Genomic DNA, 11,212 nt, shown 5'->3' with positions numbered 1-11,212 from the left:
AGCTCCTCTATACTATCATATATCTCTTTTCCAATATGTGTAATGGATTTGCCAACCCTGCTAAATATGTCACTTGACCCCTCTATTATTCTGTTGCTCTCATCCCCTATCGAGTGCCTATCTATAAAATCTCCAGAGAATTTTGTGGGCTTCTTTGCACCCAACCTACTTAGAGCCTCATCACTGCTATTTGGTTCAATCTCAATATAGAGATTGGCTCCATCCATTGGTACTTCTAAAAAATTTTTACTGCTCATATCAATCCCTAATATATGTCTCTATTTGATTATATCTAATTTTTTTATATTAGTGAATATCTTTTAGGTTAATTATTAGAGGATTTGATATTGAAATTTTCTAAGATTTAAACCTATACCCAAGTTTTTCAAGCTGAACACGCAAATTATCTTCTACTTCACCTTGGAACTCTAAGCTACACTCTTTGATTGTTCCACCTGTTCCCAGTTTCTTCTTGATGGTTTTGAGTAGAGTTTTAAGTTCATCTGTTTCAAGATAAAATGGTTTGACTATAGTGGCTACTTTACCTCTTCGCTTCTCTTTGGCAAAGTGTAGTTGATGCTTTTGTGGTACTTTTATCTCTCTTGATTTAGCCTTTTTAGGCTTCTCTTTGTTATCTGATATCCAAGCATCATCAAAATTGGATTCCATCTCAAATAGATTTTTTCTCATTTTTACCCTCCGTGATAATATTTTCAATAAGTCTATCAGCCCAATCATCTATATCTATACTGGTCTGTGAAGTTAGGATAATAATAGATGTATCAAGCTCTGGATAGATACGCATAATGGTTCTAAAGCCAGGTCCTAAACCTTGATGTTGGTAGAAAAATTTACCTTTGTCATGGATATGATACCAGCCTATACCAAAGCTTACCTCCTCTTGTGAGGACATCCATGAGTCTACTTTGACCGTTTTGTTGTTGATAAATATATCTTTGGTCTCTTTTGAGAATAGTCTGTTGCCATGATAAGCAGAGAGAAATTTTGCCATATCCTCTATGGAGGAGACCAATCCACCAGCGGCCTGCCACTCTATATCAAACTCTTTTAACCATAACATACACCCCTCATAGAAATCTTGATCCTCATCCTCAATCATAAATCTCATAACTGTTCCAGCGAGTGAAAAAAACTGTATAGTTCCATAAACCTGTTCCTTTGCCATACTCTTATTATAAGTAAAATCGCTTCGTCTCATCTCTGTAGGCTCTAAAATATACTCTTTTATTAGCTCATCAAATCTTCTATTGGTGACTTGCTCTATAACTTTGCTCAAAATAATATACTCTGCATTGGAGTATTTAGCCTCAGACCCTGGCATATAGGGTAGCTCCAAATAGCTGTCGCTCTTTTGACTTCCCATCATATCTTTGACCTCCGATGAACGGTCACCAATCCCTGAACTGTGGTTGAGGAGATTTAGGATTGTGATGTCAACCTCTTTTCCATCATACCTAAGGTCAAAGTTTGGAAAATATTTTTTGATAGAGTCATTTAAACCTATCTGTCTCTCCTCTATGAGTTGCATCACTAGTGTCGAGGCTAGAATTTTAGTGAGAGAGTAGACATGATAGACGCTTTGGGTAGTTGTCTTTTGACTCATATTTGCATCATTATACCCCATGCTTTTGGTATATACTATCTTGTCACCTTTGAGTATAGCAAAAGAGACAGATGGTGGTGTTTTGTCTGCTATCTCTTTGCTTATATACTCTTCAAACTCTGTAACATTTGCAAATATATTAATGGTAAAAATCAATAAATATATATAAATTTTCATCTTTAGCCTTTTATTATCTTTTTTATAGCTTCTGAACAGATAGTTAGCCCAAAAGCACCTGTTACCCCGACAAATGAGCCTTTCTCTTTGCATCTGTCCTCTTCAGGAGAGAAGACTACTGTAAAATTTCTATCAAATCTAGCTTTTTTGAGTTCATTACGAATTTTTCTAGCAAGTGCATCACCTGAACTTTTCCAAATGGATGCAACCTCTATCTTGGAGGTGTCAAATCGTTTTGCTGAACCTGTTGACATAATAAGCTTTTTATAGACCTTTTTTGCCAATTCTATCTTGACTTTGGTAGTATCAGCAGAGTCTATAATCAGGTCATAAGGTTCAAAATCAAACTCTGCAACCCATGCCATATCCATCTTTTGATTAATAGCTGTAATGGTTGGATAGAGCTTTTTTAGTACATCTGTCTTTAGCTCTCCAACAGCCTCCGAACCTATCTGACGATTTTGGTTGGTCTCATCATATCTATCATAGTCGATAATTGTAATATCTGAAACCCCTGAACGCCACAGACAATCAAGAGCATAAGAACCGACCCCACCCACACCAAGGATGAGTATCTTAGCTTTTTGAATCTTAGCAAAATCCTCTTTTCCAAAAAGAAGTTCACAGCGTTGAAATCTTAAATCCATGACTCAAGCTCTCTAATGTCATCATGCGAAGTCATATCGAGATGAATAGGAGTAATAGAGACAAAACCACTCTTTACAGCTCCAACATCACTTATTTGCCCTGTCGTCTCTCTCCACTCATGGTTCACAAGCCCTATCCAAAAATACTCCACCCCTCGTGGGTTGATGTGTGAGTCTGCATCATTGGTATAGACTCTGCTACCTGTTTTGGTTATTTTTATACCTCTGCACTCATTTGGTTTTAGAGCAGGTATATTGATATTTAGAAACTTTCTTGGAGAGAGAGGAAACGAGCCATCAAATATCTTTTTGACAACTTTTACAATAGTCTCTGTTGCCAACTTATACTCCCACCCATCTCTCTCACTCATATCATCAGAAAAATCTTGTGAGATAGCAATAGCAGGAACCCCTTGAAGTACAGCCTCCATAGCCCCTGATGCAGTTCCAGAGTAGGTTATATCTTCACCCATATTTGCCCCAATATTGATGCCAGAGATGACTATGTCAGGGTGGTAGTTAGCCTCATAAAGTTTATGCAGAGCCAAAAAAACACAATCGGTTGGGGTTCCATCATCTAGTTTAAAAAATCCCTTCTCTAACTCTACAAATCTAAGAGGTTTAGTAAGTGTTAATGAGTGTCCACAAGCGGACTTCTCTAGTGTTGGTGCAACGGTTGTTACTTCACCTAGAGGTTTCAGAGCTTTGATTAGTGCTAAAAGAGCAGGAGAGTCGAATCCATCGTCGTTTGTTATTAGTATTTTCTTTATATCTTTTTTCATTAGGGAATAGTATACTGTTTTATGTTAAAATTACCCAATAAATATTGAGGACTCCTTGTGACACTAGAAAGCTTAGATATACAACTACAAACTGCACTATTGGTTAAGCCTAAATCAACGCCTATAACCTTTTGTTTTTTTAGAGGAGTTGAGTTAAGTTTAACTTCTGTTTCATGTGAAATGTGAAGAAAATATTTTTTTCCTTTTTTAATGAGCATAGGATTAAACTCTTTAAAATTCTTAAATCTATAATTCTTTCCTGATTTTAGAGATTTTGTCGAGTAGTTTATATCTATCCATATCCAATCACTCTTTTTGAAAACTTTGATTTGTGCTATACCATCTTTTATCTTTTTCCACATATTGTCTCTATACAAAGTAGGAAAAGAGTTTGGTTCATAATTTATTTTAGGTGGCTTCTCAAAGAATTTTTTACCTTTTGATTGAGCTTTTTCTTTTTTTTCTTCCCAATTTTTCACTCTTGAAAAATGGCTATCAATAACTCCCAATGCATCCATAATTACGGCTCTTCTTAGGTATGATGGAAATTTATAAAAATCTTTATCAAAATCATATTTTATATCTCTGTTTTTGGATGTTTTGTGGGTTAGTGATTCTATATAATTTAATTTTTCTTTGGAAACTTTATCTAAAAAATTTGGATATTCTTTTTCACAAACATAAATATAGAAACTTAAAGCTTGATTATATATCTCTATGGTGTTATCAAAAGTTGTGGTATGGGTTAGAATTTTTAATTTTGCTGTCTTTACTATTTTCATTTTTTCACAACTATTATTTTTTTATGTTATAATTGTAGCCAAAACTATCTTCATATTGCATTTGAATCTTCTCCACAGATTCAGCTATCAAAACTAATAAATAATTTTAAAACGGTAAGTAGTAGATATATAAGGAAAGAGTTTAAAGAATATTTGAAGCCTTTTTATTGGAAACCCTTTTTTGGGGTCTCAATCCTATTGTCTTCTATCTGTTGGTGGAGCTACAATTGATATTATCAAAAATTATATACGAAATCAGGACAAGCCTCTATAATCCTAACCTCTCCCAAATCATAGATTATGGAAGAGGATTGCGGATTATCTTTTGTTCAATATTAGAATATGGCGAGGCTAAAGCCATCGTTTCCGTATATGAAATCTGCATTTTTGGAATCGGCGTGTTTACACCCGAACTTCGGGACTAAAGTCTCCGATTCCAATGTTTAGTTTTTAACAATCTCATACTCATTTTCTAAAACCCAAGGCTTATATGGATTACCATCTACATCAAAAACTCTCTCTAACACACTCTCGTGAACTTTTATAACTCCATCTCTTTCGTTGTCCCATCTTCTCATCTTCTTTTTATACATATTCATAGGAAAATCTTTACGAGAGTCATGGACTTTACCATTTACATCAGGAGTGACAGATACACTATTGTTTGGATAGATGAGTATACCTCGCAAGATAGCTCTAGCAATCATCCACTGTAGAGGTATATCTGAAACCTCTTGCTCTTTGTAGCCTCCACCTATATCTGTATGAGAACCAACAAACCAAACCTGCTCTATCTCTTGGTACTCCTCTTTCTCATTTTCCCATAGTACTGGGTGAAAAGTATCACGATAGTCATCAATGGCGAGTGCTTGATACGCATACTTGACAGATGGGCTAAGTTTGAAATCATGGTATCTATGTCTCATAAATGGTAAACTTTGACAAGCTACATCTACAGATTTGATAGGTATACCCAGTGCTGATACTGTATCCCAAACACCTATAAACTCAATATGTGTCCACATGGTGTGATTTCTCTCTATGAAAATTTTTGCCTTTTTTTCTCTCTTTTGAGAACCCTTTATCTTATATATCTCATACGCTTCATCTATAAGCTCTGGTCTCGATTGTGGCAAGATACCAAAGTAGTGTATAAAGCTAGAGAGACTCCGAACAGTCGCCGCTCCCCTACTAAAACCTATCAGATATATCCTGTCCCCTGCTAGATAATTCTCAAAGATAAAAGTATAGCACTCCTTGATATTTTGATCCATCCCTGCACCAAACATATTACCAGAGAGCTTTCTCCAACCAGTTCCCAATCCTCTATCATAAAAAACTATCTGCTCTTCTGTCCTATCTGCTACCATATTAAATAGCTTATAGACATTGGTGTTGTTGCCACGACCACCCTCTTGACCTGTTCCATCTGCAAATACTACTATGTTTTTTGACATTTTAACTACGGCACAATCTTCATCAACTCAATATCACTCACATTAGAACCAACAGAAATCTCTTTGACTAAACGAGTACTTTTTCTTTTAGAAAATCCACACTTCTCCCCACAAGAGATTTGACCAATCAGATAATACTCCCCTCTAGGTACACCAAAAAATCTAAACTCGCCACCATCTGTTGTGTAATCTACTTTTAAATAGTTATTGAGTCTTTTATCAACTGGAGATAACTTATATCCACCAAGATAGCTCTGCTGATACCACTGTTGAGAATAGCTAGTTACAGGATTTAGATAGAGTTTGAGTTTTTTATCTGTGATTTTTTCATCATTGATACTGCTTTGAAGATAGATTTTTCCAGAGATTGTATATCGTCCAGTTTTTTTTAGGCGACTATACTCATCTGCAGGAAAAGGCATTCTCTCCATAATCTCACCATTTAGTTCACTACCCGAAGTTACTTCATTGCTATCTAGCACTTTTATACCAAGAGTTGGTCTATTTTTTGGTACAGATACCCTTGTGCCTAAGTTAGGGTTATTTTTAATCAAAATCTCCTCTTTGATAGGAGCAGTAATAGGACCTTTCATAGGTTGAATTGTTCCACTATTTTGTGAGACTGTGATTGTTTGTGGCTTTGTACTACATGCGGTAAACCCTATCGCTGTTATTAATAAAATTGTATATTTTCTTCTGAACATAAATAATTCCTTTTTGTGTATTATATCAAAAATCTATTTACCTAAACAAAACTCACCAAACATCTTGTCTAAAATCTCTTCTGAATCATAAGGTTTAGATATCGAACTCAGAGCTGTTACTGCGTCTTGAAGATGATAAGAAAAAAACTCTAATTCACCATTAATGAGAGGTTCTTTTGCATCCGAAATAGCCTGTTTTGTCCTCTCTACAGCTTCTATCTGTCGAGTTGAGATGAGCATCAACTCCTCATCAGTGCCAATATTATTAAAAAGTTCTTCTAATTTATCTGTAAGTTTTTTAAAATCATGTTTTGCACTCACTTCTATAAGAGTAGAGCTTTTGAGTTTTTCAATATCAAATTTCTGCTCCAAATCAGACTTGTTCACTGCAACAATTATCTGTTTATCTTCACTATTATCCAATATCTCCAAAATTTTTGCATCTTCATTATCAAAAGAGCTACTCCCATCAAAAAGTGCAATAATCACATCTGCATCCTCTATGGACTCTAATGACCTCTCTACACCAATCTTCTCAATGGTGTCATTAGCCTCACGGATACCAGCAGTATCTATGAGACGGATAATATGTGAACCTATTCGCACCTGCTCCTCTATAGTGTCTCTAGTCGTACCTGCAATCTCGCTCACAATAGCTCTATCATAACTTAAAAGAGCATTTAAAAGAGAACTCTTACCAACATTTGGTTTACCTATAATAGCAACTCTAAAACCCTCTATCAAACCTTTCCGTCTATGGCTAGAGTCTACTATCTTCTCTATCTGTTCAGTTAAATTATCTAGTTGTCGCACGATATTGTCTAGTATATCATCAGGCATATCCTCTTCGGCATAATCAATCATAACCTCAGAGTATGCAGTAGCACGAAGCAGAGCCTCTCTACTCTCATCTATAAAGTTTTTGAGATTACCTTTGAGCTGTTTTGCTAAAATTTTTGCACCCTCAACCGATTTTGTCTCTATAAGTTTGGCTATAGCTTCTGCCTTGGTTAGGTCAATCTTACCATTGAGAAAAGCCCGTTTTGAAAACTCTCCTGGTTCGGCTAATCTAGCTCCATAAGCAATAGTTGTCTCCAAAATCTCTCCAGCAACTATCATTCCACCATGACACTGAAACTCTACTATATCTTCACCTGTAAAACTTTTTGGGTTAATAAAATAGATAACGATAGCTTGGTCTATGAGTTGATTTTCGTGGTTATAAAGAGAATTCAGATGAGCCACTCTAGGCTCTATAATATTTTTTTTTGTGATTTTTCTCGCAATAGAGAGGGCGTTGTCTCCACTTACTCTTACTATAGAGATAGAGGAGACACCGAGTGCCGTAGCAATAGCAACGATGGTACTAGACATCTCTACTTTTTACTACTGTTGAAGTCATTAATAATTATAAATTTTCTGCCATCTCTAGCTGTTTTAATAGCTACATATTTATTAGGGAACTCTGCACGAAGCAACTCTAGTGCTATCTGAACAAGAATTCCATCTAGTGGCTTGGTCTTACCTCTACCTTTTTGCCCAACATGCTCGATAATGGGCTTTAGATAGTTAACTATCATCTCCTCTTGAGACTGTATAAACTCTGCAATTTCAAGTTTTATATATAAGTTATAGTGCGCATTTATCCAGTTAAAGAGCATATATGACAGAGCATTATATCTATAACCCTCTTTGCCAATCAGAAGTGCCGCATCTTCACCATCTATAAATATATGAGCAATACCATTAAATACATCCACTTCGACTGTATCAATATCAAAACAACCTATTTTCATAAGCTCTGCAAGTTTTTTCTCTATCTCTATAGATAAAGCTCTATTTTTAGGGAATTCTCTATCATCATTAAATTCAAGAGGAGTACTCTCCTCTTTTTTATCATTTTCCACCTCTGGAGCAGTAGTTTTGTTTTCAAAAAAACTATCTAAAACGCTATCACTCCCTTGTTCTTTTAATATCTTCTCTTTTATAGATTCTGATTTATCTTCGATATTTTCACTTTTTGTCTCTTCTTCTTTAATCTCTTTAGGAGTCTCTTCTATCTTCTTATTGGGCTTAAGAGGATTAGGCTTTTCAACCTTAGTAATATCTTTTTCAACTTCTTTGTCTATCTCTTTATCTATAGTAGATAGCTTTTTAACTGCTACTATAATAGCAGTTTTTTTGAAAAGCCCCATCATCCCCGTTGTTGGATGTTGAATAATCTCATAATTTATCTCGGTTATAGAACAAGCAAACTCTTTTGCTGCTTCTCTGTACGCCTCTTCTAGGGTTGTCGCTTCAATTCTTTTCATATTCATATTATTATAATACCCCCTTAAATTCTATTTTTTATGCTCTTCAGCTTTTGTTGCTTTATATTTTTCATAAGCACTGTTGATTACAAACTGCTGTGCAATTGTAAAGACATTGTTGATTAACCAGTATAGTACTAAACCTGCTGGGAATGTTACAAAGAAAACTGTCATAACAGCTGGTAACCACTGGAAAATCTTCTGTTGCATTGGGTCGGTCATGGTGTTTGGTGTAATCTTCTGCTGATACCACATAGATGCCCCCATTAAGAGTGGCAGTACAAAAAACGGGTCTTTTAGTGATAAGTCCGTAATCCACAAAGTCCACTCTGCACCCTGTAACTCAACTGCATTTAATAGAACTCTATAGATTGCGAAAAAGATAGGAATCTGCAATATCATTGGTAGACATCCACCCATTGGATTTGCTCCATGCTTCTTATACATCTCCATCATCTTAGTATTCATCTTTTGTGGCTCTTTACCATATTTCTCTTTTATCTCTTTCATCTGAGGAGCTAGGTCTTTTAGCTTCTGCATAGACATCATACCTTTATATGAGAGTGGGAAAAGTATAAGTTTAATAAGCAGTGTCACCAAAACAATCGCCCAACCCCAGTTACCTACAAGGTTATAAAACCACTGAAGTACAGTAAAGAGTGGTTTAGAGATAAAAGTAAACCAACCATACTCTATCGCCTCTGTTAACTCTGGATGAATATTTTGAAATACTGTATACTCTTTTGGTCCAATATAACCATGTAGAGATATCTTCTGCTCACCTTGAACAAATAGAAGAGCATTATCCTCTTTGGTTCTCAACGCAGAGACATTAAGTGGTGTCTCAAAGTTATAGAGTATAGAGGCATAGTATCTATCAAATGCAGATGCAAACTTAGCATTTGGAAAAGAGGTAGGAGTGTTTTCATCCATATCATCATCCTCTAAAACCTCTGTTGTTAAGTTAGATTTTCTAACCATTGCACCATTAACAACCATATACATACTATGGTCAGCATCTGGTCTTTGACCTGTTGTTATAAAGTATTGTGCTGGATTTGTCAGCTCTATATCTATATCATAATGACCATCTTGATAAAATGTAAGTTTTTTAGTAACTGTTGTAGCACTGAGCTTTTGAGTTAATATCACACTATTTTGATTGTTGCCCAAAGTAATAGCATCTGAAGATGTTGTATATGGTACTTTAAGTGCTTCTGTGTTTAATTCAGGGTCTGCAAATCTTATCTCCAAAGGTTTCACCCATGTTGGGTTAAAAAGCTCTAACTGTTTGCCATCAATCAGATATTTACTCTCTAAAAGTTTTGCTTGTGCCACTCTACCCATCTCATCAATTGAGAAGATAAATCTATCTGAGGTTATAGTTGTTAATGCTTTTACTGTTGTTACAGGAGCATTCATATTAGTTTGAATATTTTGAACTACCCCCGCAGTTGATTGAGTTGAAACAGCCTTTGGTGTTGGGTTCGATATAGTCGATGGTGTCTGTTGTTCTACTGCTGTTTTATTATCATCAACAGTTTTTGTTGTCTTAGGCATAAACATATCAAACAGTACAAATACTGCAAATGAAAGTACTAATGCTAAGAGGAGTCGCTTCTGTAAATCTTGTTGTTGTTCCACTAGAAATTGCCTTTTATTCTTTAATGTTAAAAAATATTATTCATATGTTAAATTATATTATTTAGTTAAGAATCTTATTTAAATTGTGTTAGAGATTATAGCAAAAAGTGTTTAAAAACATCATTGTTTCAAGGCTTTTACTCGCCTTAACGCGTTAAAAAACTGTTTATCTATGTTCTGATAGTTACTATTAAGCAATAGTGGTTTGGCAACCAATATATATTGCCCTATCTTAAGCTTATTAACATGATTTATGAGGTGGGAACGAAGTAGGCGTTTTGCTCTATTTCTATGAACTGCGTTACCAACTTTTTTACTGGCAACCACTCCAACCCTATACCCCTCTTTATGAGCCTGATAGAAGAGTACAAATTGTGAAGTGTGAACTGTTTTGGAGTTTTTATAAACTCTATTGAACTCTTTAGTAGTCTTAATACTACTAAAATGTTTTATACGGCTAATCTTTTTCTACCTTTAGCTCTTCTAGCTGATATAACTTTTCTTCCGTTTTTAGTTTTCATTCTTGTTCTAAATCCGTGAGTTCTTTTCTTTGGTGTGTTATGTGGTTGAAAGGTTCTTTTCATAACTGATAACCATCCTTATTAGTATTTACTTGGTTTGGGGTCTGGTGTTGAATATTTTGTGAACAAAGTGAATGAAATATTAAATACCTGACCTCATCCAATGAATTGAAACGCGATTTTATCCCAAATTTACTTAACTTTAGTGTAAATCACTAAAAGTTTCTCTATAAAGTTTCTCTAAATCACCTTTTTTACGATAATCAATCAAATCTCCTATCACCATCTCAATAGTCTGCTCCATATCTTTATCATTCAGACTATTACCCAAAGCTTTATCGGTATGCGTTCTAATATAGATTGGTAACATTGGCAATCTATTTTTCAGAGCAATAATCCTAGCCCCCTCTTTGAACTCTAGCAGGGCATCTTCACCTTTGTTTCTTGTCCCCTCAGGAAATATAAAAATGGAGTAACCGCTCTCTTTTACAGCTCTTTTTATATCTGAAAAGAAGCCACTCATTTGACTATTTTCTCTATCAAGCAGTATCCCACCAGCATT

Annotated in this window: 15 protein-coding genes; 1 reads left to right on the top strand and 14 read right to left on the bottom strand. The window is 35.2% G+C overall.

Annotation, left to right across the window (positions count from 1 at the left end; translation table 11 throughout):
• From GSY74_RS00505 to GSY74_RS00480, 6 genes are all read right to left on the bottom strand, one after another.
• A partial coding sequence (locus tag GSY74_RS00505; protein WP_164663142.1) for a hypothetical protein occupies positions 1-257 on the bottom strand: 257 nt, incomplete at its 3' end.
• A 100-nt stretch (positions 258-357) separates the two neighbouring features.
• Entirely contained in the window at positions 358-690 is a 333-nt protein-coding gene (locus GSY74_RS00500) for a translation initiation factor (protein ID WP_164663141.1), read from the bottom strand.
• Positions 671-1,801, bottom strand: a complete 1,131-nt coding sequence (locus tag GSY74_RS00495; protein ID WP_164663140.1) for a serine hydrolase — start codon at positions 1,799-1,801, stop codon at positions 671-673. The genes GSY74_RS00500 and GSY74_RS00495 overlap by 20 nt, the downstream gene beginning before the upstream one ends.
• Before the next feature lie 2 nt (positions 1,802-1,803).
• Positions 1,804-2,448 carry a ThiF family adenylyltransferase gene (locus GSY74_RS00490; protein WP_164663139.1) on the bottom strand — a complete coding sequence of 215 codons (645 nt, stop codon included), beginning with the start codon at positions 2,446-2,448 and terminating at the stop codon, positions 1,804-1,806.
• On the bottom strand, positions 2,439-3,230 hold the full coding sequence (gene surE, locus GSY74_RS00485; RefSeq protein WP_223157416.1) for a 5'/3'-nucleotidase SurE: 792 nt from the start codon (positions 3,228-3,230) through the stop codon (positions 2,439-2,441). The genes GSY74_RS00490 and surE overlap by 10 nt, the downstream gene beginning before the upstream one ends.
• Complete coding sequence (locus GSY74_RS00480) at positions 3,230-4,012, bottom strand: hypothetical protein (protein ID WP_164663138.1); 783 nt, start codon at positions 4,010-4,012, stop codon at positions 3,230-3,232. Before GSY74_RS00480 ends, surE begins: the two co-directional genes overlap by 1 nt.
• Before the next feature lie 12 nt (positions 4,013-4,024).
• On the opposite strand from GSY74_RS00480, the gene GSY74_RS10985 reads away from it, so the two are divergent.
• Complete coding sequence (locus tag GSY74_RS10985) at positions 4,025-4,243, top strand: transposase (protein ID WP_164663145.1); 219 nt, start codon at positions 4,025-4,027, stop codon at positions 4,241-4,243.
• 212 nt (positions 4,244-4,455) lie between these two features.
• On the opposite strand, the gene GSY74_RS00470 is transcribed toward GSY74_RS10985, so the two are convergent.
• The 8 genes from GSY74_RS00470 to GSY74_RS00435 all read right to left on the bottom strand — a co-directional run.
• Positions 4,456-5,469, bottom strand: coding sequence for a DUF2235 domain-containing protein (locus GSY74_RS00470; protein WP_164663137.1), 1,014 nt, complete (start codon positions 5,467-5,469; stop codon positions 4,456-4,458).
• Between the two features lie 5 nt (positions 5,470-5,474).
• Positions 5,475-6,173, bottom strand: a complete 699-nt coding sequence (locus tag GSY74_RS00465; RefSeq protein WP_164663136.1) for a carboxypeptidase regulatory-like domain-containing protein — start codon at positions 6,171-6,173, stop codon at positions 5,475-5,477.
• A 33-nt stretch (positions 6,174-6,206) separates the two neighbouring features.
• On the bottom strand, positions 6,207-7,547 hold the full coding sequence (mnmE, locus tag GSY74_RS00460; RefSeq protein ID WP_164663135.1) for a tRNA uridine-5-carboxymethylaminomethyl(34) synthesis GTPase MnmE: 1,341 nt from the start codon (positions 7,545-7,547) through the stop codon (positions 6,207-6,209).
• Positions 7,548-7,549: 2 nt separating this feature from the next.
• Complete coding sequence (locus GSY74_RS00455) at positions 7,550-8,491, bottom strand: Jag N-terminal domain-containing protein (RefSeq protein WP_255494384.1); 942 nt, start codon at positions 8,489-8,491, stop codon at positions 7,550-7,552.
• 24 nt (positions 8,492-8,515) lie between these two features.
• Positions 8,516-10,129: a membrane protein insertase YidC gene (gene yidC, locus GSY74_RS00450; RefSeq protein ID WP_164663134.1), complete on the bottom strand. Its 1,614-nt coding sequence runs from the start codon at positions 10,127-10,129 to the stop codon at positions 8,516-8,518.
• Positions 10,130-10,249: 120 nt separating this feature from the next.
• Complete coding sequence (gene rnpA, locus GSY74_RS00445; protein ID WP_164663143.1) at positions 10,250-10,564, bottom strand: ribonuclease P protein component; 315 nt, start codon at positions 10,562-10,564, stop codon at positions 10,250-10,252.
• 14 nt (positions 10,565-10,578) lie between these two features.
• A complete protein-coding gene (rpmH, locus tag GSY74_RS00440; protein WP_164663133.1) occupies positions 10,579-10,713 on the bottom strand; it encodes a 50S ribosomal protein L34 in 135 nt (44 codons plus the stop codon).
• A gap of 139 nt (positions 10,714-10,852) precedes the next feature.
• Positions 10,853-11,212, bottom strand: a 360-nt coding sequence (locus tag GSY74_RS00435) for a lysophospholipid acyltransferase family protein (RefSeq protein WP_164663132.1), incomplete at its 5' end; no start/stop codon positions are given.

The organism is Sulfurovum sp. bin170, from assembly GCF_010892395.1.
Taxonomy (GTDB): Bacteria; Campylobacterota; Campylobacteria; order Campylobacterales; family Sulfurovaceae; genus UBA1140.
Note: the sequence above shows the minus strand (reverse complement) of the source record. Positions and strands in the feature narration are given on the sequence as shown.

Bases quoted from the DNA above. Each gene is read 5' to 3' on its own strand.
- rpmH (WP_164663133.1), bottom strand. From the start codon at position 10,713: ATGAAAAGAACCTTTCAACCACATAACACACCAAAGAAAAGAACTCAC.
- surE (WP_223157416.1), bottom strand. From the start codon at position 3,230: ATGAAAAAAGATATAAAGAAAATACTAATAACAAACGACGATGGATTC.
- GSY74_RS00480 (WP_164663138.1), bottom strand. From the start codon at position 4,012: ATGAAAATAGTAAAGACAGCAAAATTAAAAATTCTAACCCATACCACA.
- mnmE (WP_164663135.1), bottom strand. From the start codon at position 7,547: ATGTCTAGTACCATCGTTGCTATTGCTACGGCACTCGGTGTCTCCTCT.
- GSY74_RS00455 (WP_255494384.1), bottom strand. From the start codon at position 8,491: ATGAATATGAAAAGAATTGAAGCGACAACCCTAGAAGAGGCGTACAGA.
- GSY74_RS00495 (WP_164663140.1), bottom strand. From the start codon at position 1,801: ATGAAAATTTATATATATTTATTGATTTTTACCATTAATATATTTGCA.
- GSY74_RS00500 (WP_164663141.1), bottom strand. From the start codon at position 690: ATGAGAAAAAATCTATTTGAGATGGAATCCAATTTTGATGATGCTTGG.
- GSY74_RS00490 (WP_164663139.1), bottom strand. From the start codon at position 2,448: ATGGATTTAAGATTTCAACGCTGTGAACTTCTTTTTGGAAAAGAGGAT.
- GSY74_RS00470 (WP_164663137.1), bottom strand. From the start codon at position 5,469: ATGTCAAAAAACATAGTAGTATTTGCAGATGGAACAGGTCAAGAGGGT.
- GSY74_RS00465 (WP_164663136.1), bottom strand. From the start codon at position 6,173: ATGTTCAGAAGAAAATATACAATTTTATTAATAACAGCGATAGGGTTT.